Source organism: Pantoea cypripedii, from assembly GCF_002095535.1.
GTDB lineage: Bacteria > Pseudomonadota > Gammaproteobacteria > Enterobacterales > Enterobacteriaceae > Pantoea > Pantoea cypripedii.
This window is the reverse complement of the sequence record NZ_MLJI01000001.1, coordinates 1-22,168: the sequence shown is the minus strand read 5'-3', so window position 1 is coordinate 22,168 and position 22,168 is coordinate 1. Positions and strand designations below refer to the sequence as shown.

Annotated in this window: 23 protein-coding genes and 1 tRNA gene; 18 read left to right on the top strand and 6 right to left on the bottom strand. The window is 50.8% G+C overall.

Annotation, left to right across the window (positions count from 1 at the left end; genetic code table 11):
- Positions 1-6: 6 nt before the first annotated feature.
- Entirely contained in the window at positions 7-1,329 is a 1,323-nt protein-coding gene (xylA, locus tag HA50_RS00110) for a xylose isomerase (protein WP_084871626.1), read from the bottom strand.
- Positions 1,330-1,698: 369 nt separating this feature from the next.
- Between xylA and xylF the strand changes: the two genes are divergently transcribed.
- The 8 genes from xylF to HA50_RS00070 all read left to right on the top strand — a co-directional run bounded on the left by xylF (position 1,699) and on the right by HA50_RS00070 (position 9,422).
- Entirely contained in the window at positions 1,699-2,691 is a 993-nt protein-coding gene (gene xylF / locus HA50_RS00105) for a D-xylose ABC transporter substrate-binding protein (protein ID WP_084871625.1), read from the top strand.
- Positions 2,692-2,711: 20 nt separating this feature from the next.
- Positions 2,712-4,238 (top strand): xylose ABC transporter ATP-binding protein, encoded by a 1,527-nt coding sequence (locus HA50_RS00100; protein ID WP_139810882.1) that lies wholly within the window; start codon positions 2,712-2,714, stop codon positions 4,236-4,238.
- The gene (xylH, locus tag HA50_RS00095) at positions 4,231-5,412 is read left to right on the top strand and encodes a xylose ABC transporter permease XylH (RefSeq protein WP_084871623.1); all 1,182 of its coding nucleotides are present in this window, start codon (positions 4,231-4,233) and stop codon (positions 5,410-5,412) included. The genes HA50_RS00100 and xylH overlap by 8 nt, the downstream gene beginning before the upstream one ends.
- Positions 5,413-5,505: 93 nt before the next feature.
- Positions 5,506-6,684, top strand: coding sequence for a D-xylose utilization transcriptional activator XylR (gene xylR / locus HA50_RS00090; RefSeq protein ID WP_084871622.1), 1,179 nt, complete (start codon positions 5,506-5,508; stop codon positions 6,682-6,684).
- A gap of 61 nt (positions 6,685-6,745) precedes the next feature.
- Positions 6,746-6,840: transfer RNA gene (locus tag HA50_RS00085), tRNA-Sec, on the top strand.
- A gap of 175 nt (positions 6,841-7,015) precedes the next feature.
- A complete protein-coding gene (locus HA50_RS00080) occupies positions 7,016-8,194 on the top strand; it encodes a tyrosine-type recombinase/integrase (RefSeq protein WP_084871621.1) in 1,179 nt (392 codons plus the stop codon).
- Position 8,195: 1 nt separating this feature from the next.
- Entirely contained in the window at positions 8,196-9,023 is an 828-nt protein-coding gene (locus HA50_RS00075) for a hypothetical protein (RefSeq protein ID WP_084871620.1), read from the top strand.
- Positions 9,024-9,146: 123 nt separating this feature from the next.
- Positions 9,147-9,422 (top strand): helix-turn-helix transcriptional regulator, encoded by a 276-nt coding sequence (locus tag HA50_RS00070; protein WP_084871619.1) that lies wholly within the window; start codon positions 9,147-9,149, stop codon positions 9,420-9,422.
- Between the two features lie 69 nt (positions 9,423-9,491).
- Here the strand turns inward: HA50_RS00070 and HA50_RS31490 are convergent, their stop codons facing one another.
- The gene (locus HA50_RS31490; RefSeq protein ID WP_167379232.1) at positions 9,492-9,665 is read right to left on the bottom strand and encodes a hypothetical protein; all 174 of its coding nucleotides are present in this window, start codon (positions 9,663-9,665) and stop codon (positions 9,492-9,494) included.
- 129 nt (positions 9,666-9,794) lie between these two features.
- Here HA50_RS31490 and HA50_RS00065 point away from each other — a divergent pair, with 129 nt between their 5' ends.
- The 9 genes from HA50_RS00065 to HA50_RS00025 all read left to right on the top strand — a co-directional run bounded on the left by HA50_RS00065 (position 9,795) and on the right by HA50_RS00025 (position 19,362).
- Positions 9,795-9,974 (top strand): host cell division inhibitor Icd-like protein, encoded by a 180-nt coding sequence (locus tag HA50_RS00065; protein WP_084871618.1) that lies wholly within the window; start codon positions 9,795-9,797, stop codon positions 9,972-9,974.
- The gene (locus HA50_RS00060; protein WP_084871617.1) at positions 9,967-10,323 is read left to right on the top strand and encodes a hypothetical protein; all 357 of its coding nucleotides are present in this window, start codon (positions 9,967-9,969) and stop codon (positions 10,321-10,323) included. Before HA50_RS00065 ends, HA50_RS00060 begins: the two co-directional genes overlap by 8 nt.
- 34 nt (positions 10,324-10,357) lie before the next feature.
- The gene (locus HA50_RS00055; protein ID WP_084871616.1) at positions 10,358-10,642 is read left to right on the top strand and encodes a hypothetical protein; all 285 of its coding nucleotides are present in this window, start codon (positions 10,358-10,360) and stop codon (positions 10,640-10,642) included.
- Positions 10,639-11,016 (top strand): DUF5375 family protein, encoded by a 378-nt coding sequence (locus HA50_RS00050; RefSeq protein WP_084871615.1) that lies wholly within the window; start codon positions 10,639-10,641, stop codon positions 11,014-11,016. The genes HA50_RS00055 and HA50_RS00050 overlap by 4 nt, the downstream gene beginning before the upstream one ends.
- 9 nt (positions 11,017-11,025) lie before the next feature.
- On the top strand, positions 11,026-13,698 hold the full coding sequence (locus HA50_RS00045) for a TOPRIM and DUF927 domain-containing protein (RefSeq protein ID WP_084871614.1): 2,673 nt from the start codon (positions 11,026-11,028) through the stop codon (positions 13,696-13,698).
- Positions 13,699-14,099: 401 nt separating this feature from the next.
- A complete protein-coding gene (locus HA50_RS00040; RefSeq protein WP_084871613.1) occupies positions 14,100-14,813 on the top strand; it encodes a hypothetical protein in 714 nt (237 codons plus the stop codon).
- The gene (locus tag HA50_RS00035) at positions 14,810-15,058 is read left to right on the top strand and encodes an ogr/Delta-like zinc finger family protein (RefSeq protein WP_084871612.1); all 249 of its coding nucleotides are present in this window, start codon (positions 14,810-14,812) and stop codon (positions 15,056-15,058) included. The genes HA50_RS00040 and HA50_RS00035 overlap by 4 nt, the downstream gene beginning before the upstream one ends.
- 335 nt (positions 15,059-15,393) lie before the next feature.
- Positions 15,394-18,147 carry a TrlF family AAA-like ATPase gene (locus HA50_RS00030; RefSeq protein WP_084871611.1) on the top strand — a complete coding sequence of 918 codons (2,754 nt, stop codon included), beginning with the start codon at positions 15,394-15,396 and terminating at the stop codon, positions 18,145-18,147.
- Positions 18,148-18,513: 366 nt separating this feature from the next.
- A complete protein-coding gene (locus HA50_RS00025; protein WP_084871610.1) occupies positions 18,514-19,362 on the top strand; it encodes an AraC family transcriptional regulator in 849 nt (282 codons plus the stop codon).
- Here HA50_RS00025 and HA50_RS00020 read toward each other — a convergent pair.
- Together HA50_RS00020 and HA50_RS00015 are read right to left on the bottom strand one after the other, a co-directional pair.
- Positions 19,322-19,717, bottom strand: a complete 396-nt coding sequence (locus HA50_RS00020) for a helix-turn-helix domain-containing protein (RefSeq protein WP_084871609.1) — start codon at positions 19,715-19,717, stop codon at positions 19,322-19,324. The genes HA50_RS00025 and HA50_RS00020 overlap by 41 nt on opposite strands.
- Positions 19,718-19,954: 237 nt before the next feature.
- Complete coding sequence (locus HA50_RS00015; RefSeq protein WP_084878245.1) at positions 19,955-20,284, bottom strand: hypothetical protein; 330 nt, start codon at positions 20,282-20,284, stop codon at positions 19,955-19,957.
- Between the two features lie 26 nt (positions 20,285-20,310).
- Here HA50_RS00015 and HA50_RS32090 point away from each other — a divergent pair, with 26 nt between their 5' ends.
- Positions 20,311-20,412, top strand: a complete 102-nt coding sequence (locus tag HA50_RS32090) for a SymE family type I addiction module toxin (RefSeq protein ID WP_139810881.1) — start codon at positions 20,311-20,313, stop codon at positions 20,410-20,412.
- 114 nt (positions 20,413-20,526) lie between these two features.
- On the opposite strand, the gene HA50_RS00010 is transcribed toward HA50_RS32090, so the two are convergent.
- Both HA50_RS00010 and HA50_RS00005 read right to left on the bottom strand, forming a co-directional pair.
- Positions 20,527-20,946 carry an Imm50 family immunity protein gene (locus HA50_RS00010; RefSeq protein WP_084871608.1) on the bottom strand — a complete coding sequence of 140 codons (420 nt, stop codon included), beginning with the start codon at positions 20,944-20,946 and terminating at the stop codon, positions 20,527-20,529.
- On the bottom strand, positions 20,924-22,168 hold a 1,245-nt coding region (locus tag HA50_RS00005; protein WP_208617270.1), incomplete at its 5' end, for an RHS repeat-associated core domain-containing protein. The genes HA50_RS00005 and HA50_RS00010, both read right to left, overlap by 23 nt.

Here is a 22,168-nt window from a genome sequence, read left to right as displayed (position 1 = left end):
GAAGGGTTAAAAATCAAAAAGGTAGTGATTCACCAGGTTTTCCAGCTGCTCCTGGCGTCCGCTGCGATGCTGCGGATTAAATTGCTGCTGCCCGGCATGTTCCGCCAGCGAGGCGAGGGAAAATTCCCCTTTGAGGATCTGCTGACCAAACTCCCCGTTCCAGCCGCTGTAACGCTGTGCGACACGCTTATCCAGCTCGCCATCCGCGACCATCCGCGCCGCCACTTTCAGCGCCAGCGCCATGGTATCCATCGCGCCAATATGGCCGTAGAACAGGTCATATTTATCGGTGCTCTGACGCCGGACTTTGGCATCAAAGTTTAAGCCGCCGGTGGTAAATCCGCCCGCTTTGATGATTTCGTACATCACCAGCGCATTCTCTTCCACGCTGATCGGGAACTGGTCGGTGTCCCAGCCGCACTGGATATCGCCACGGTTGGCATCCACCGAACCGAAAATCCCCAGCGCAATGGCAGTGGCAATTTCATGGTGGAAGGAGTGGCCCGCCAGCGTGGCGTGGTTAGCTTCCACGTTAACTTTAATCTCTTTCTCCAGCCCAAACTGCTTCAGGAAGCCATATACCGTCGCCACATCGTAGTCATATTGGTGTTTGGTCGGTTCCTGTGGTTTCGGCTCGATCAGCAACATGCCCTGGAAACCGATTTTATGTTTATGGTCCACCACCATCTGCATAAAGCGGCCAATCTGCTCACGTTCCTGGCGCAGGTCGGTATTCAGCAGGGTTTCATAGCCTTCGCGACCGCCCCACAACACATAGTTTTCACCGCCGAGGGTTTGCGTTGCCTGCATGGCGCTGCACACCTGGCTGGCGGCCCAGGCAAAAATTTCCGGGTCCGGACTGGTGGCTGCGCCTGCGCCGTAACGCGGATGGGTGAAGCAGTTGGCGGTGCCCCACAACAGTTTCACACCGGTTTCCTGCTGTTTTTCCAGCAGTTTATCGGTCATCACCGCAAAGTTTTCGCGATAGCTTTTCAGCGAATCGCCCTCCGGCGAGACATCAACATCGTGGAAGCAGTAATAAGGTACGTTGAGTTTATGGAAGAACTCAAAAGCCACGTCGGCCTTCTGTTTCGCCAGTTCGAGTGCATCACCATTCTTCTGCCAGGGGCGATCAAAGGCACCGACACCAAACATATCTGCGCCGTTCCAGCAGAAGGTATGCCAGTAGCAGGCGGCAAAACGCAGATGCTCCGCCATGGTTTTACCGAGAATCACTTCATCAGGATTGTAATGACGAAACGCCAGAGGATTGCGGGTAGCGGCTCCCTCATAACGAACGCGATCAAGCTGGTCGAAATAGGCGTGCATTTTTTGCTCCTTAGCATGAGGACCCGAGTGGTCAGCTTTGAGCCATTATTGTGGTAATGCGTTATGCCGCTTCTCAATTACGATATTTCACACTTAACTTAAGATAATTATTATTTGTGCGTCAGCTCGCAAAATAATGTCGTTATTTTCATTGCATGCCTTCTCGCAGCTGCCTTGCAATCCATTCCTCTGAAAACCGCCAAATATCGATCGCGCTCAAAAAATCGCAAATAAACCAAAAAACGTAATAGCTGGATAAAAATCAGTAATTGATGTTGCCGGAATCTCAGGTCAACAATTCAACCGCCCTGTTCATAGCCTCAAACTCTAAACAACGAAAACAGCCTCCACCCCTACAGGATGAACACCATGAACATGAAAAAAACGTTGTTAGCCGTCTGCGCGGCGCTGGCCCTGATAAGCCACGCTGGCGTGGCGAAAGAAGTGAAAATCGGTATGGCGATTGATGATTTACGTCTGGAACGCTGGCAGAAAGACCGTGATATCTTCGTGAAACAGGCGGAAACGCTGGGGGCGACCGTGTTTGTCCAGTCCGCCAACGGCAACGAAGAAACCCAGATGTCGCAAATTGAAAATATGATCAACCGCGGCGTCGATGTATTGGTAATCATCCCTTATAACGGCCAGGTATTAAGTAACGTGGTAGCGGAAGCGAAGCGTGAAGGCATTAAAGTTCTGGCCTATGACCGCATGATAAATAACGCCGATATTGATTTTTATATCTCTTTTGATAATGAAAAAGTGGGCGAACTTCAGGCCGAAAGTATTGTGCAGCAGGTGCCAAAAGGGAATTATTTCCTGATGGGGGGTTCACCGGTTGATAATAACGCGCGTCTGTTCCGCGCCGGACAAATGAAGGTGTTAAAACCCTATATTGATAACGGCAGTATCAAAGTGGTGGGCGATCAGTGGGTTGATGCCTGGCTGCCAGAAAATGCGCTGAAAATTATGGAAAACGCCCTTACCGCCAACAGCAATCATATTGATGCGGTTGTGGCGTCGAACGATGCCACCGCAGGTGGTGCGATTCAGGCGCTGAGCGCACAGGGCCTGGCGGGTAAAGTGGCGATCTCCGGACAGGATGCCGACCTGGCCGCCATCAAACGCATCATGAATGGTACGCAAACCATGACGGTGTACAAACCCATCACCCAGCTTGCCACCGAAGCCGCCAAAATCGCGGTTGAACTGGGCAACGGTCAGACCCCGGCCAGCAACGGCAAACTCAATAATGGCCTGAAAGATGTGCCGTCACGCCTGCTGACGCCAATCCCGGTCAACAAAAGCAATATCGAAAGCACCGTTGTCAAAGACGGCTTCCATAAGCAAAGCGAACTCTAAGCGCAGCCCGCGAAGGAGAGATGTCGATGTTGCTGGAAATGAACCATATCACTAAGCGCTTCGGCGCGGTGAAAGCGGTGGATGACGTTAGCCTGCGGCTGGAAGCGGGTGAAGTGATGTCGCTGTGCGGCGAAAACGGCTCGGGAAAATCGACACTGATGAAGATCCTGTGCGGGCTTTACCCGCACGGGGACTTTGACGGCAGTATCCATTTTGCTGGCGATGAAATCCAGGCACAGACTATCCGCGATACCGAACGCAAAGGGATTGTGATTATCCATCAGGAGCTGGCGCTGGTGCGCCAGTTGACGGTGATGGAAAACATTTTCCTTGGTGCTGAACTGGGGCGCTACGGCATGGTGGATGACGAAACCATGACCCTGCGCTGCCAGCAGCTGCTGGAGCGGGTCAAACTGAATGTTTCGCCCGACACGCGCGTGGGTGAACTGGGTTTGGGCCAGCAACAGCTGGTGGAGATTGCCCGCGCCCTGAATAAACAGGTGCGCCTGCTGATCCTCGATGAACCCACATCCTCACTGACCGAGCAGGAAACCGAGGTGCTGCTCAGCATCATCAAAAACCTGCGCGAGCATGGCATCGCCTGCATTTATATCTCGCACAAACTCAACGAGGTCAAAGCGATTTCGGACACCATCTGTGTGATCCGCGATGGACAGCATATCGCCACGCGTGCGGCGGCTGGCCTGAGTGAGGATGACATCATCACCATGATGGTGGGACGCGAGCTGACCGCGCTCTATCCCCACACGCCGCATGATATCGGCGAGACCATTTTGCAGGTGGAAAATCTGACCGCCTGGCATCCCGTCAATCGCCATATCCGCCGGGTAAATAACGTCTCTTTCAGCCTGAAACGCGGTGAAATTCTGGGTATCGCCGGGCTGGTGGGGGCTGGGCGCACCGAAACCGTCCAGTGCCTGTTTGGCGTCTGGCCCGGTCGCTGGCAGGGCGACATCACCCTCAACGGCAAAAAAGTACACATCCGTGACTGCCGGGACGCCATTGCGCATGGCATCGCGATGGTGCCGGAAGATCGTAAAAAAGACGGCATTGTGCCGCTGATGGGGGTGGGCAAAAACATCACCCTGGCGGCATTGGACCAGTTCAGCCAGCGGCTTTCCACCCTGGATGAGGCGCTGGAACAGCAGGCGATCAACGATGCCATTGCCCGTCTGCGCGTGAAAACCTCCTCTCCCGAATTGCCGATTGGCCGCCTGAGCGGCGGTAACCAGCAGAAAGCGATTCTCGCCAAATGCCTGCTGCTGAATCCACAGATTCTGATTCTCGATGAGCCAACACGCGGCATCGATGTCGGCGCACGTCAGGAGATCTATCTGCTGATCAATGCGCTGGTGCAGCAAGGGATTGCCGTGATTGTCATTTCGTCCGAGCTGCCCGAAGTGCTGGGCCTGAGCGATCGGGTTTTGGTGATGCACGAAGGACAAATCAAAGCCGATCTGATTAACGACAACCTGACTCAGGAGCAGGTGATGGAAGCCGCCCTGCGGAGTGAACACTATGCTTAAGACCGAAAGTACAGAACGCGGCCTTACCACGCCGGGTAAAAGCGCGCCGGGCAAATTCCCGCTGCCGAATTTGCAGGTGCTGGTGATGCTGGGTGCCATTGTGTTGATTGCGCTGTTCTTCACCTGGACCACCGACGGTGCCTGGCTCAGTCCGCGTAACGTCTCCAACCTGCTGCGCCAGACCGCCATCACCGGCATCCTCGCGGTGGGCATGGTGTTTGTGATTATTTCGGCAGAGATCGATCTCTCGGTCGGTTCGATGATGGGCCTGCTTGGCGGTGCCGCGGCGATTTTTGATGTCTGGCTCGGCTGGCCGCTGCCGCTCACCATCGTAGTCACCCTGGTGATGGGGCTGTTGCTCGGCACCTGGAACGGCTGGTGGGTCGCCTATCGTAAAGTCCCCTCTTTTATCGTTACCCTGGCGGGCATGCTGGCGTTCCGTGGCATCCTGGTGGGGATCACCGACGGCACCACCGTTGCACCCACCAGCCCGGCGATGTCGCAGATTGGGCAAAGCTATCTGCCTGGCGGGGTCGGATTTGGTTTCGGCTTTGCCGGTCTGGCGCTGTTTATCCTCTGGCAGTGGCGTTTGCGCCTGCGTCGTCAGAGTCTGGGCCTGTCACAACCCACCGCGAGTGGTGCCGTTGCACGCCAGGCAATCACCGCCATTCTGGTACTGGGGGCAATATGGCTGCTGAATGATTATCGTGGCGTGCCGACCCCGGTGCTGCTGCTGGCGTTACTGCTGCTGGGTGGCATGTTTATGGCAACGCGCACCGCTTTTGGTCGCCGTATCTATGCCATTGGTGGCAACCTGGATGCCGCCCGGCTTTCCGGGATCAACGTGGCACGGACTAAGCTGGCGGTGTTTGCTATTAATGGCGTGATGGTAGCGATTGCCGGTTTGATCCTGAGCTCACGACTGGGCGCGGGTTCCCCCTCCGCAGGTAACATTGCGGAGCTGGATGCCATCGCCGCCTGTGTCATCGGCGGTACCAGCCTGGCGGGAGGTGTCGGGTCTGTCGCGGGTGCGGTGATGGGGGCATTTATCATGGCATCGCTGGATAACGGCATGAGCATGATGGACGTACCGACCTTCTGGCAGTACATCGTCAAAGGCGCAATTCTGCTGCTGGCAGTGTGGATGGATACCGCTACCCGGCGTCGGGTGTAATCGCGTGAGCGATCACAATGTGGCGCAAATTCTTTCTGCTCCCCGGCCAGCCGTGTTATGCAATGCGCTGAGGGTTTAAGGGAACACGCCACTATGCATGAAAAACGCTATCGCATTACGTTGCTGTTCAACGCCAATAAGGTCTATGACCGCCAGGTTGTTGAAGGCGTAGGTGAATATTTACAGGCGTCGCAAACCGACTGGGACATCTTCATTGAAGAGGATTTTCGCTGCCGCATCGATAACATTCGTGAGTGGCTCGGCGATGGGGTGATCGCCGATTACGACGACAGCTCAATTGAAAAGCTGCTGGCGAATGTGTCTGTGCCGATTGTCGGCGTGGGTGGCTCCTATCATCAGCAACAGGACTACCCACCGGTGCATTACATCGCCACCGATAACGCCGCGCTGGTGGAGAGTGCCTTTTTGCACCTGAAAGAAAAAGGCATCAACCGCTTCGCTTTTTACGGCCTGCCCGCCGCCAGCGGTAAACGCTGGGCACAGGAGCGGGAACACGCCTTCCGCCAGTTGGTGGCACGCGAGCGTTATCAGGGGGTGGTATATCAGGGGATGGAAACGGCCCCAGAAAACTGGCAACACGCGCAGAACCGCCTGGCGGACTGGCTGCAAACGCTGCCGCAGCAGACCGGCATTATCGCCGTCACCGATGCACGCGCGCGCCATCTGTTGCAGGCATGTGAGCATCTGAAGATTCCGGTGCCAGAGAAACTCACGGTTATCGGCATCGACAATGAAGAACTCACCCGTTACCTGTCGCGCGTGGCACTCTCTTCAGTCGCTCAGGGCACACGTCAGATGGGTTATCAGGCCGCCAAGCTGCTGCATCGCTTGCTGGATAAGCAGTCGCTGCCGCTACAACGTATCCTGGTGCCGCCGATAAAAGTCATCGCCCGCCGTTCTACCGATTTTCGTTCGTTGCGTGACCCGGCGGTTATCCAGGCGATGCATTACATCCGCTTTAACGCCTGCAAAGGGATCAAGGTGGAACAGGTATTGGATGCCATCGGTATTTCACGTTCCAATCTGGAAAAACGCTTCCGCGATGAAACGGGCGATACCATCCATGCCATGATTCACCGTGAAAAACTGGAGAAGGCGCGCGAGCTGCTGGCCAGTTCCTCCCTCAGCATCAATGAAATCTCACAGATGTGCGGCTACCCTTCGCTGCAATATTTCTATTCGGTATTTAAGAAGAGTTATGCCACGACGCCGAAGGAGTACCGGCAACATAACGGTGAAAACGTGCTGTGACGCATGGGTAAGATCAACAACGTTGCACCGTTTGCCGCTATAATTCTGCGGCTGCGGTAAAGGAAGATCGTCGTCTCCGGTGAGGCGGCCGGATTTCAAATCCGGTTGGGGCCGCCAGCGGTCCCGGGCAGGTTCGACTCCTGTGATCTTCCGCCACTCTTACTCTTTTCACGTCAACAACCGTCAATCAAAACCATTAAAATCTGCTAGTTAGGTTGAAACCCTCCTCTTCTGATGTCAATCTATGTCTACTCAAATCTACCCCCATTTTGGGGTATTTTAGGGGGTTAGAAAATACCCCATAAAATTGATACCCCCAGAAGGAGACGGAATGCCCTTAACTGACGTCAAGGTGCGCACAGCAAAACCGCTGGATAAGCCCTACAAGCTCGCAGACGGCGGCGGCCTGTACTTACTGGTCAATCCCAATGGTTCCCGCTACTGGCGAATGAAGTACCGCGTTTTAGGACGTGAGAAATTACTATCTATCGGCGTCTATCCTGACGTACCACTTGCAGTTGCTCGCCAGAAACGAGATGAGGCCAGGCGAAGTCTCGCGGCTGGAGATGATCCGGGAGCGATGAAAAAAGCCGAAAAACAAGCAAAAAAAATCGCTACTGCAAATACGTTCGAAGCGATCGCGAGGGAGTGGCACAAAGCTAAAGCTGACCGCTGGTCACTTCGCTATCGTGAGGAGATTCTAAGCACGTTCGAAAAGGATATTTTTCCCTTTATAGGTATGAAGCCTATTGCTGACATTAAGCCGCTGGAACTGCTTGAAACGCTTAAAAGAATGGAAAAGCGCGGTGCATTAGAAAAGATGCGTAAGGTGCGCCAACGCTGCGGAGAAGTCTTTCGCTATGCGATTATTACGGGCAGAGCTGAATATAATCCAGCACCCGACCTGGCAAGCGCATTAGCTATACATAAAAAACAGCACTTGCCGTTTTTAACTGCTCAGGAACTCCCAGCATTCTTAAACGATCTGGCTGGATATACCGGAAGTGTTATAACTAAAACAGCTACTTATTTAATCATGTATACGGGTGTAAGAACTCAGGAGTTACGCTTCGCTCGCTGGCAAGATATCGATCTCGATAAGGCAGTATGGGAAGTACCAGCAGAACATATGAAGATGCGTCGCCCTCATAAAGTTCCGCTATCGAATCAGGCTGTATTTCTACTCAAACAACTTAAACCGATAACCGGTCATTATCCGTTAGTATTTATTGGCCGGAATGATCCACGTAAGCCTATTAGCAAAGAAAGCATTAATCAGGTCATTGAGCTATTGGGCTATAAGGGAAGACTGACCGGGCATGGCTTCAGGCATACTATGAGTACAATCTTGCATGAGCAAGGCTATGACTCTGCATGGATAGAAATGCAATTGGCCCATGTGGATAAAAATGCCATCAGGGGAGCTTACAACCATGCGCAATATTTTGATGGCCGTAGAGAAATGATGCAGTGGTATGCAGATTATTTAACCCCAAATGGAGGTGTATAAAATGGATTTTTTAAAAATACAAAATACAGATGCTCTTTTACGTGACCACTATCAATTATCAGAGGCGGCAAAAATAATTGGTTGTGATATCAAGGATATTTTGTGGTTTGCCTTTAATAAAGGAATTGAGCTTTGTATGGAATTTCATGATGACGATTTGGAAGTTTCCTGCTCCCTTAAATCTGAAACTGAAAATAGCCTATTAATTGGACAGTTAGCATCCTTACCCAGAGATAAAAAAGGCTACTATATCTTATCTGAAAGCTGTTCTTTACGCATTAATGATGAAGACATGAAATGCAATGATGATGGATTTATAAAATGCTATATGAAAGGCTTATTTTCAGTAGATGATGAGTATAAGGATATTTTGATAAAACATGAGGGACTACCAGACGAATGGCCGTCTTATTTTACTCCATCAGGAGAATGCACATTAAATTCCAAAATTATTTTATATGTTAACTATGATGAAAGAGAAAATTATTATTTATTAGATACTCTATGGATTACGAAGAAGGAAATCTCATGCTTTTTAGATGCTGTCAGGGAACAAAATCAACCTAAAAAGAACATTAAAAATTACAAAGCACAATCAGAAGCGCAAAAGCAAAAACACGCGATTCCCAGAGTTGAAGTCCTGATGGCTGTTGTTGCGCTGTATCATCGTGATATGAAACTCAGAAGAGAAAGTCCCGCGGCTATCACAGAGCATTTATTCCTGCATGCTGGTGAATTTTGGCCTGAAAAAGGAGAACCACCGCTTAGTTTTGACACTATCGTCAGTCTATTAAGAAGCTGTATCAAGAAAGAAGGGTTAACATTCTGATAACAAATGTTGTGACTAATGCCTTTTCGTTTCCTGCGCTTTAGTCACATTTAACCAACTGAATTTCGATGATTAAATTTTCCGTATTGAAGCGAGTAGACGTGAACAAACGGAGAATGAGCTATGACCCCTACCCATGATTTTTTGACCACACAGCGCCCTCCGATGGATGCCTTGATCGATATGAAGTTCATCACTGCTGACTGCCTGCTAAGTGACAAATGGATTTATCGTTTAATTTCACAGAATCGTTTTCCCCACCCTATAAAAATTGGACGCATGTCGCGCTGGCGTGCTGCCGACTATTACGGATGGCGCGATCAGCATGAGGTGAGTTCAGTCGAGAAATTTGAGGGGATGAGAAAACAGGCAAGACAGTTGCAACAGGCAAGGATTTAAGCGGCTTGAGCCATAGCCGCTTAAAAAAAGATCTTCTTTGAGTAAAGGTTTTGCGCGTGTTTGCGACCCTTAGCCATTAGGATCAATTCCGCGTGATTGCAGTTCCTTACGCAGTACACGTTTTATCCATGCAGCCAGAGCAGTATCACCATCTTTACGCATTTCTGCTTCCAACTGCTGCCTGAATTCATCTGTTAAGCGCATCTGAAATGGGGGCGAACGTTTTTCTTGCGGTGTTGACATGGTAATTACCCTAACTTATGATGACCTACATGGTAATTACCATTGTAGTTATCATAAACCCAAAAAACAATGCCCGCCTGTGCTGCAACACATAACGGGCATCTAACCAAACATACCTGGAACAATAATATGGCTACATCAAAGTCTACCTGGATATTTGCGGCAATCAACCGTTCTCAGTTGTCCTGTCGCCCCGTCATGCTGCGTATCACTGCCGGTGATGAGCAGAGCGCCCGTCGCCGTCTGGCTGCTGATTACATTCTGTTATTTGCGGGCCGCCTGCCCTGCCTCGGAGGCCGTCATGCGTGAATATCCACAGAACGGGGAACGCTGGCAGCACCGGGAAGGCTGGACGGTTATTGTGCTGCGTCTTTCCGCTGCGCCTTTCTCCGTCGCAGCCGCTAACCCGGAATTCAGTCATGAGGTGTTGTACCGCTACGACAGCGACGGCCAACTGACCTCATCGCCGCTGGCATGGTTTGAGGAAAACTACACCCGCATTTGCGCTGCTCCTCGCAGAACCGCAGTGCCGTCTGGTGAAAGTGGTGGCTTTAATCCGCTGAACCTGCATCCGTCCGTTACGTTCTCGCGCTGGCGTGAACGACACGAAAAGCAGCCACCGGCAAAGGATGCCGATCATTATTCAAACTTTCTCTGATACCACAGCCAGCCACGTACTGACGGAGTAATCCATGAATATTTTCAACGGGCACAATGGTGCTCAGGGCATCCCCTTGCCTGAAAACAACCCTTTCGACGCATTCACTTATGGTCTGTCGGAAGCATCATTTGAAAAACTGGCGCGCGCAAAAGACGCCTGTGACCTGCTGCAACAACTGTTTGCCCAGCACCCGCAGAATGACGGCCTGCCGTTTGGCAGCAACGTGCCGGGCGTCGCGGCGCTGATGGACTATCTCTACAGTGATCTCGCGGACGTCACTGACCAGTGCGGCCCGCTGACGGAGGCCCGTAAATGAACCAGCCACAGGTTTCTATTTTTCCGGCAGAACTTACCACTGCCCTTTATCGTCGAGCCATCGCCACCGCCTGGCGGGAAAAGCGCCTCGCCGAAACCGGTAGCGAGACGCATGGCCCGCACCGCCTGACGGTCGAGCGTATAGAAATGGCCATCGCCCTGCACATTGAAAGCGCGATGGTAAATGAGCACGGCGAGGCACGGGGCGCAGCGGTTGCGCTGGCCCTGCTCACCGACATGCTGGAACCGTCGCTGCTGACCGCCCCCCCCGTACTGACAGCACGGGGTTGTGAGGTGATGACGGCACTGTACTGCACACTTCCGGCGGCGTTTGATGACTTCTGTGACACCGGCGTGTCGCTGTACCGGCATTAAGGAGGCGTTATGACAGCACAGTCAGTATCAGACATTGCTGCCGCTGCGCGCGGTCACTGGACGGTCGTTTTTCAGTTGCTCGGCTTCAGCGTGCCGGACGGCGGCAGGCACGGCCCCTGCCCGAAGTGCGAAGGTAAAGACCGTTTCCGCATGGATGACCTTGAGGGGCGGGGTACGTGGATTTGCAGCCACTGCGGCAACGGTGACGGCCTTGACCTGGTGAAGCTGGTGACAGGCAAAGGCGTGAAACAGGCCGCGCAGGAGGTGGCACAGGTGCTCGATGTTCGTGATGTGCAGGACATGCCGGTTAAGCCAGCCAGGCAGAAAGCCCCGAAACGGGACATGCCCGCCACGGTGGAGGCGCTGGTGAAAGCCAGCCACACGGGCGAAAGTGTTTATCTGACCGGCAAAGGCTTTGCCGGTTATCCGGGATGCCTCACCGGCAGTGCGCAACGCATCAGCGGCACAACCTTTCCGGCGGGTTCCCTGCTGCTGCCACTGACCACAGCAGACGGTGCAGTGACCGGCGCGCAGCTTGTTGCACCCACAGGTGAGAAAAGCCTGCTGCCGGGAAGCACCATGAAGGGCGCGTTTGTGGCGCTCAGCCCGCTGCCGCCAGAGCCACCGGTGCAGGCTGTGATTACCGAAGGGTACGCCACAGCGCTGACCGTGAGCCAGATTACAACCGGGTGCGTCGTGGCCGCTATATCTGCGGGCAACCTGCCGAACGTGGCGCAGGCGCTGCGGGCGCGCTGGCCGGAGACGAAGATTGTCATCGCCGGTGACAACGACTTTCAGGACGGCGGTGAGAACCCCGGCAGAGCGTTTGCGGAGAAGGCAGCAAAAGCCGTCAGTGGCTGGGTGAGTCTGCCACCGGGTGAAATTAAAGCCGACTGGAACGATTTTCACCGGGAACACGGCGTGACCCGCGCCCGTGAAGCCTTCCGTAACGGTCTGGTGCTGTGCGGTGAGGGCCGCACGCAACTGCCGCACGGATTCCGGCTGACTCAGGAATACCTCTGGTACGAAAAGCAGGTGCAGCGCAACGGTGAGACAGAAATCCAGAACGTGAAAATTTGTAACCCGCTACGCGTCACGGCCATTACCTGCGACGCTGACGGCGGCAACTTTGGCCGCCTGCTGGAATGGGAGGATACATGGGGCGAGCGTCGCCGCTGGGCCATGCCGATGGAAATGCTGAGTGGCAGCGGCGAGGAGCTGCGCCGGGTGCTGCTGGTCAACGGCCTGTCATACATCAGCACCACCGGCGAGGCCCGCGCCCGCCTGATGGAATACATCTCACTGTGCAAACCGGAGCGCCGCGTCACCTGCGTGAGCCGCACCGGCTGGCACGGTCAGGTTTACGTCCTCCAGGATGAGGTCAGCGGCGAAGGTGCCGACGGCGTCATTCTCCAGACCACCTCCGTGCAGGGACGCGACTTCCGCGTATCCGGCACGGTGGAGGAGTGGCGCGAAAATGTGGCGCGCTTCTGCACCGGCAACTCCCGCGTGGCGTTTGCGGTAAGCCTCGCCTTTGCCGCCCCGCTGCTGCGTCTGGTCGGCATGGACGGCGGCGGCTACCACCTCAAGGGTGAATCGACGGACGGCAAAACCACCACCATGAAGGCGGCGACATCCGTATGCGGCGGGCCGGACTACTGGCAGACATGGCGCGCGACCGGCAACGCGCTGGAGGGCTGCGCCAGCCGTCGCAACGACGCGGCCATGATGCTTGACGAAATCCGCGAGGTGGACGGGCGCGAAGCAGGCAACATCGCCTACATGCTGGCAAATGGTCAGGGCAAGGGCCGTGCCGGTACGGACGGCGAGCTACGTACCCGTAAGCAGTGGCGGCTCTTGTTCTTCTCCACCGGCGAGCTGTCACTGACTGAGCACGCCGCGAAAGCCGGTGAGCGCACCTTTGCCGGAATGGAAGTGAGAATGATTCAGATACCCAGCGACTCCGGGAAATTCGGCGTGTTTGAAGAGCTGCACGGCTTTGAGAGCGGCAAGGCACTGGCCGAACATCTGGAATGGGCCACGGCCAGCTATTACGGCGCGCCGTTCCGCGAGTGGCTGAAAGCGCTGACCGCAGACCTGAACGGATTGACGGCGCAGGCAAAGGCGCTGATGAAGGAGTACACCGCCGCCCTCACTCCACAGGATGCGGGCAATCAGGTGGGCCGTGCGGTAAACCGTTTTGCCCTGGTGGCAATGGCCGGAGAGCTGGCAACCCGGCTCGGCATTACCGGCTGGCAGGAGGGTGAAGCGCTGCGGGCAACCCGCGTGTGCCTCAGTGCCTGGCTGAAAGACCGGGGGCATACCGCCAACCAGGAAGATATTGCCGCACTGGAGCAGGTGCGCAGCTTCTTCACCGCTAACCAGTACAGCCGCTTTGCCGACTGGCACGACGAGCGCAACCGCCCCGGCAACATGGTGGGCTGGCGCAGGGTGGAGAAAGGCAGCACGGCACAGGGCACGGAGGCAGTCACGACGTTCTATGTCATGCCGTCCGGGTGGAAAGAAATCTGCCGGGGCTTCGATCCGCGCAAGGTGGCGCGTCTCTGCGCCGACCGGGGCTATCTGCTGGCAGCCAATGACGGCAAGCTCCAGACCAGTATACGCCCGCCAGAGATGAACGTGCGCAGGCTCTATGTCTTTAACAGCGAGGTGCCGGGTTAAGGCTTTGCGTGAGTCTTATTCATAACGGGTAACAGAGGTAACAGGTGTAACAACCGCGTCAGAGCAGGGCTGACCCTGTTACACCTCATTCAGAGTGAAAAGGTAACAGGTGTAACGCCGTTTCAGGCCTGTTACCCGTTGTAACCCGTCGTGTTACACCGGCCAGAATGAAAAAAAGTACTTCAATTCAGTCATGTAACCCATGTAACCCCTGTTACACCACAGCAGAGACAGATAAGCCGGTAAGCCAGCGAAACAGCGCCTTTTTCCTGGCAGGCCTAAAACAGTGACATAAACACACTGGCTTTGTCCTGTGGTGGGAGAACAGACAGGGACGGCATGAATTGTTTTATCAGCCACAGCAGAATGATCTCAGCCTTTACAGAGGGAGAAAAATCACCATGACCACCGACGTTGTTGCACAGCAAATTGAAGCATTCAGCCGGGAAAAAGCAGCGCACACCGCGCAGATGCTGAAACTCAACGAGATTAATTCATCCATAACCCGTTGCGAAAAGGAACGTAACGACGCCATAGAAAGTGGAAAGGAGGCGGAAAGTAACTGGCGCACGCGCTTTCGCAGCCTGCGTGGTGCCATTACGCCGGAAATGCGCGCCGAGCACAGCCAGCGTATCGCCAGCAAGGAGCTGGCCGACGAATTCACGGCGCTGATTGAAGAGCTGGAGCTGGAAAAACAGGGCCAGATGACTAATGCCGTTTCTACCGCCCGACAGTATGTCCATGCGCATCGTTCCGCGTTCACCGCTTATGCCGAAAGCCAGTGGGATTCAGCTATGCGCAACATCAGTCCGAAGCTGCTGCGCGGGATCAAACTGAAACTGATGGCAATGCAGCTCAGTGACAGCGGTCAGCAGACTGCCGCTTTCCATGAAGAACCAGAAGTCATTCTGGGCCGTCAGGTGGGGGAACTGCTGACCCGTGCAGCGGATAAAGCAACGCTGGATATGGAAGGCGAACCGGTACTGACAAAAATAGGACTGCGCCGTCCTGCACTGACCGGCGTGGATATGCACCTGTACAACAGCCCGGTTGCTGTACATAAGCTGTTGCATCAACTGAAAGCAAAACGCGCGCAGAGGGAGAATAAACAATGATGCGCTGCCCGTTCTGCCGCCATTCTTCGCACGTTAAAAGCAGTCGCTATCTTTCTGAACAGGTAAAGGAGTCTTACCATCAGTGCACCAACCTGGAATGCTCCAGTACCTTCAAGACGCATGAAAATATCGTGAAAGTCATCACCCGGCCACCAGAGCCGGAACAGCCCCCGGCTCCACCGCCACCGCCGCCCCAGCGGCAACCTCAGACGCTGGGACGCTACGGTTCTGCATTCCGGCACTGATAACAATATTCGGTTCAATCCCTGCCATCCGGCGGGGATTTTTTTGTCAAAAACCTGAAGATTTTCTGAATACTGGCGAGTATAAATAGTATGCATGCATAGGGTGCATGGATCTGCATGAAGTTTTCACCGGCCAGAGGCACACACAGCAGCCTGTCTGGCGCGGTCTGAGCATAATCATTCACCCGCATGAAAAGCGGTGCATGAAGCGGGCAGGCGTGGCGGGGATAGCATTGCGCGCAGTAGAGTGCACTTCAGTATCTTATTATTAAATTATACCTTTTGTTAAAAAATTAGAGGCATTCACAGCAAAATTACTTACGGAGATAAACTTTATGGAGTACATAGGGTCAAAATGGTGGAAATTTGATTTTCATACTCACACACCAGTCTCAATGGATTACGGGAAGTCAGATCACGAAATCAAAGCTTCAATGACACCCCGACAATGGCTGATGGATTATATTAGCCAAGGCATAGAATGCATTGCAGTAACTGATCACAACTCTGGTGAATGGATTGACAAACTAAAAATCGAAGCAGAAACATTGAGGTCAGAAGGGTACTCAATTTTCATTTTCCCCGGCGTTGAAATTTCTAGTCATGGTAATATTCATATACTAGGTATTTTTGACCCTAACAAGACTAGCAGTTCAATTGCACAGATAATTGGTGAGGTTAAATACAATGGAAAGCCAGGGGACAGTGATGCAGTTACGGAATGCAGCCCTCAAGAAGTTATTGACATAATAATAAAAAGAGACGGAGTTGCAATTCCCGCGCACATTGACAAACCGAGTGGGCTTTGCTTAGTTCATAAATCAGGCTCAACTTTGAATCAAATCCTCAATAATGCTTCTGCTGTTGAAGTCATCAGAACACATGCTGAATATGAAGCAAAACAGCCTGATAGCAGTCCATTAAAGGGATATATCAATCTGGGTATCAACTTGCCTGAAGTTTTAGGTTCAGATGCTCATCATCCGAATAAAGTCGGACGTTCTTATACATGGGTCAAGATGGGTATGCCTTCTATTGAAGGTTTAAAATTAGCACTATTGGATGGTAAGGATTCAATTAAAAGATCTGACCAACATAAGGACTCCCCAAATATATACTCCGATAAAAGAATAACATCGATAAGAATAAATGGAACTAAATATTGTGGAAGGAATGAAGAATTTAAAATAGACTTCCACCCTTGGTTAAACTGTATCATCGGCGGAAGGGGAAGTGGTAAATCTACTATTTTGGAATTTCTGAGAACTGCTCTTTGCAGAGAAAATGAATTATCTCAATTAACATCCAACGATGACTTGTTCAAGTCTTATTCTAAACTTGCCCAAAAAGCAAAAACAAAAGATGATGATGGAGTTTTTTTGGATGAAACAGAAATAATCATTGGCTATAAAAAAGAAAATGTAGATTATATATTATCATGGGACTTCAAGAATAAAAGAAGCATAATATACAGGATGGATGGTGAAAATAGAATTTCAGAAGAAGGCGATGTTGCAAGCCGATTCCCTGTTAAGATATTTAGCCAAAAACAAATTTATGAAATATCAAAATCCCCAAATTATCTTTTAAAGTTGATAGACGAATCATCAGACGTTGATTTTCAAGAATGGGAATATAGGTGGCATAAAGAACTCTCGAGTTTACTACAACACAGGAGAGAGGTCAGGGAACTAAAATCAAACATTTCTACTAAAGGGACTCTTCAAGGACAACTAAATGATACTAACCAGAAGATAAACTCAATTGAGAAATCAGGTCACAGTTTAATTTTTTCCAACTATCAAAAAGCTATAATTCAAAGCAGCAAAGCAACAGAATTGGTAAATTCAAAAGTTGAAACACTCTCAACACTTGAACAACAATTATCAACCACACAGGATATTAAAACAGATTACGAAAATATATTTGAAACTACAGAAAATGGAAGAGAGTTCATTTCAAAATTCAGTGAACTTGAAAAAAAACTCAATGAAAACACTCTAGCCATTAACAATCTCATCAAAGAAAGCAATAATGAAATAAATGCATTTAAAAATTGGCTTAACACATCAAATTTAACCAATGAGATAAACAACAGCAAAAAACAATATAATGATTTAGTTAGTTCCCTACAAGAAAGTGGAATAAAAAACCCTAGTGATTATGGCCCACTCATTGCCTCAAGAAAGGTTATTAATGAACGACTTGGCAAAATAACCCTTGACGAGGAAAAAATAAAGAAAAATAATGAAATAATTTCAAATAGTTACAGAGAGCTTATCAAGCTAAGAAAGGAAATAACAGAAAAACGCAAGATCTTCTTAAGTAAGTTAAATATTAATGATGGTAGTATAAAAGTAAATATTGAATTTTGTGGAGACAACCAACATTTAGACAGTGGGTTCAGAAATGTAATCGGAAGAAACGACGCTACTTATTCAAATGAAATCTATAATGATGAAGAAAAAGGATTCCTTAACGTTCTCCACAACAAAATAAAAGAAAAAGGTGATAATCAAGATGAAATTATCAGTTTGATTGGCGAATTAAAAAAACCCTTTTTTGATAAAACACTAGATAACATCTTAGGTGTCAGTATTGGAAAGCGTTTTTCAGATCTTAGGAGTAACATTCCTGATGAGATGATTGATCTTCTCATAGGATGGTTCCCCAACGATGCTATTAGTGTAAAATTTCGTGATGGCAAACGGTTTAAAGACATTTCGCAAGGATCCGCTGGGCAAAAAGCGGCCACAGTGCTCGCTTTCCTATTATCTTATGGCAATGATCCTCTTATACTAGATCAACCCGAGGATGATTTAGACAACCAACTTATTTACGAATTAATCGTTAGAAAAATAAAAGAGAACAAGAAAAATAGACAAATTTTAGTTGTTACCCACAATGCTAATATTGTTGTTAATGGTGATTCTGAGCTGGTTGTTGCCCTGAGCCAACAGACAGGGCTTACTAAAACCTCATCAAATGGATGTCTACAGGAACGTGCGGTTCGTCATGCAATCTGTGAGATTATGGAAGGAGGTAGGGATGCTTTCCACCAGAGGTACAGAAGAATCATTAATTCCTAGCTAATGTATAAAATTTTGTACCAAAAATAGAAAAAAATGATAAGTCATTGCATTTCAATTGGTTAGATTGATGACTTTACAATATTGATTAACTTCCATTTAAATCTCTTCATCCATAAGCCCATGTTAAATGGGCTTTTATATTTTCATCCCATCGGAAAGCATCAATACACATTAATGTCTACAGTTGTTCGGGTTAGAAGAAAAAATAGACCACTTATCATCAAAAACATCATTTAAATGGGGGTACTTATGGGGGTATATGATTACCATAACACATTAAAATCACTAATAATCAATTATTAACAACAAAATCACACTCCTGTGATCTTCCGCCACTTTGCCTTCTTCACCCCAGGACACCTCATGCTATTTAGCCCTGCCGATAACATCCCCTTCGCTGACGACCCACGCCAGGACGATCTGCGTCAGCGGTTGATGCAGCCGGATGCGCCCAAAGTCATTGCCGTGTCACTCTCCAAAGAACTGGATCGCGAAAGCCACACCCATCAGCATGCCGCCGGGCAACTTTACTGCCTGAAACAGGGGTTAATGACGGTCAACACGCCCTCTGGCATCTTCGCCAATCCGCCGCGGCTGGTAGGCTGGATTCCGCCGCACTTTGAACACGCCATCGTCGGGCCGGGGCGCGTGACAGGCTGGACGGTGCTGATTGATGAGGCGCTGGCGACACCCTTGCCGGATCGTCCGGTTCTATTAGCCTGTCCGGCACTGCTGGAGCCACTGGCAGAAAGGCTGGCGACCTTGTCGCCGGACTTTTGGGGCAGCGATCGTTACAACCGGCTGAGCGAGGTCTTTCTCGATGAACTCTACCAGGCATCGGTCCAGCCGCTTACCTTACCGTTACCTGAGGACCCGCGTCTGTTGCAGATTGCCCGCCAGCTGATGGATGACCCATCCGACGCGCGTACCGGCCCGGAGCTGGCGCGCTGGGCCGGACTCAGCCCGCGCAGCCTGAGCCGCCACTGGGCCAGCGCCACCGGCATGAGCCTGGCAAAGTATCGTCAGGTTGCGCGTTTACTGAAATCATTGCAGGAACTCGCCGACGGAAAGAGTGTGCAGCAGGTGGCATGGCAGGTCGGATTTGAAAATGTCAGCAGCTATATCAGTGCGTTCCGCAACGCCTTTGGATCAACACCGGGCAAATACTTTGCTACACCTGCTGACCGTGCGAATGCAGCATCAACAGACTAGCCGGGCCATCCATCGGCGGCAGACTGTGCTGATATTTACGACGAAACGCGCCAGGTGGCAGATTGAACATGCGGCGGAATGTACGGCAATAGGTTTGCTGCGAATCAAAACCGAACTGCAAAGCGATGTGCATCAACGGTGTGTTGCCACTGAGCAACTCAATCACCGAGGCGGTTAACTTCCTCTCACGAATATAGGCACCCAGCGCCAGGCCGGTATAACGGCGAAACAGACGTTGCAGGTGCCATTGCGAATACCCCGCCCGCTGGGCAACGGTCTCCAGAATCAGTTTTTGGTCGATGTTCGCTTCAATCCAGATCAGCAACTGATGCATGAAGGTCACGTTAATATCCATACTTCCTCCCGATGCTGTCAGGCAAAACCGGGCCTGAATCCGGTCAGTCAGGAGGATTATAAAAAAACCGCAAATGGCTATGTTTATGCGTAAGGCCAATAAATAACGATAACTCGCCAGTTTGAGGGAGGGGGTGGCGGTTGCATCCTGGAGACAGAGTACCTGATTCTTACGGCGGCGGCTGGCGGCTGAAGATAAAAAGCCGGAAGGATCATTCAGATCACTTCCGGCTAGTCTTCACGACGATATTTTTGGCTTAGTCCAGTATTCTAATTTTTCTATTTCTCTTTCAATATCATCCATATCATTATCACCTAGTTCACTATTAAACTTCTCAGATATTATTTTTCTAATAGAGGCTAAGCGATGAGTAACTTTATTATCATCAATAAAATCGCTTGTTTCCTGATGGTATTTTAATTTATCACCATCACTTATTTCTTCATTTGGCTTATTGTAGTAATAGCGCGCAATATTCCTCAGAGATATAAGGATATATTCGACCTCAGAGAGGATCTTGATAGCTTCTTGTCCGGTAAGGGTTATTTCTTCATTTTCTTTCAACATAACCATCACTCCCTTCTAAATACTTTATGATTACTCAATTCAACATCGCGGGAAAGTGGCTGAATGAGGCAGGGCTTGAGACCGGAGAAGTGGTCACGATCAGGATCGAACCAAACTACCTGAAGTGACCCTGGACGGATAAAATAAAAACCCGGAAGAATTATCCATCTCTCTTTCGGGTATTATTAGCATGTGATTACAATGGATTGTCATTCATTTACTTTAAGTATGGTGAAATCATTTTAATCCCACCGTTCATCGTTGTAAGGTGTTATTCCTTCTATATCCAGGAATTCTGCCTCACAGAAAAAATTGAAGTTTTCATTCTCAATTCTAATGACTGCATTCCCAACAGTGCTATCAATTTTTGGAGAGCAGATAAAATTAATCCTATTTCCTTCGGATTTAAATTTCTTTATCCCTACAAAACCTAAAGTTAATGCAATGGCATTACTTCTTTTTTCATCCCACTTTTTAGGATGGATTTTAGGAATACCCCTAACAATTAAATAAACTTTCAGAGAAGATATTTCATTAAAATAAAATCCTTGAAATTCAGCGCAATCTACACAAAGTTCACCTCCCAACATGTGAACCACTTTTTCTTTATGTAATGCATTATCGAACCACATTTTCACCTCAGGGGAAATTATAATGTCCATGCGTTCCTGAAACGCTACCTGTATCTAGTACTTTATTGGTTTCAGGATATATTGGCCTTACATTGAAGTGCGGCTCAGCGCCATGTAACGGTGTTGCTTTTACATGTCCTAAGCTATGCTCCTGGATAACGATGGTCGCACCATCCTCGCCTTTAAAATGATATTGTCGTGTCTCAATAGGTGTTCCATTCTTATTACGTACAAAATCACCATACCCATCACCTAATCTTGCTCTACTTACTTCAAATGGATGCTGAGAATTCGGTATTCCTGCATCACGTTTAGCCTGCCTGAATGCATCACGGCGGCTTACCCCTTCAAATGTAGTCTTCTTATTTGGACCACATGCATTCAGACCTAACGGATCGATCCAACCGAACGGATTCGGCGCATAAGCGTAAAGGTTTTCTCCCCCCGCCAGCCCTATCGGGTCCTGGACCGTAAACCGTCCCACCTGCGGGTCATAATACCGGAACAGATTATAATGCAGTCCGGTTTCCCGGTCGGCGTATTGTCCGGCGTAGCGCAGCGGCTGATGATGCAGCGACGTCAGCCCGGACAGGCGGTAAAACCCTTCCGTCTGCCTGCTGACCTCGCCAAAGCTGCCGTACTGCCCGCTCCAGCGTACCGCACCCCCGGCATCCGTCACCTCCAGCGGCGCACCGTTCAGGTCCGTGCTAAACCAGAATATCTCTCCCTGCGCGGTATCCTGCTGATGGTCGATACGCGCCAGCGGGCTCCAGGTCTCTGCCGGGTCATAAACATAGGTCTGGCGGTTGCCGTTCGCCTGCTGCTCCTGTAACAGGCGATAGCCCTGCCACAGAAAGCGGGTTTCCTGCTCAGCCTGTCCGCTGTTCACCACCTTGCGCGTACGTCTGCCCAGCGCATCGTAATGATATTGCGCGGTAAACTGACCCTGCGGGCCGCTGCCGCTGGCGGTTATCAGCCGGTTTTCCGCGTCGTAAGTAAACTGCTGCTCATACTGGCCGCTGCGGCGACGGATGAGGTTGCCCCACGCGTCGTATTTCATCAACAGCTGCTGCCACTGCCGCAGACGGTTATCCCTCACCGCGACGGAAGCCTGCTCCTCATCCACCAGGTTGTCGGCAGCATCGTAGCGGAACCAGCGGCTGGCGTGGCCCTGCCGGGCTTCGTAATGCTTCAGCAGGCGGCCTTCGGCGTCATAGCCGTAGTCCACCTGGCCGCGCAGCGTGTCGTGGAT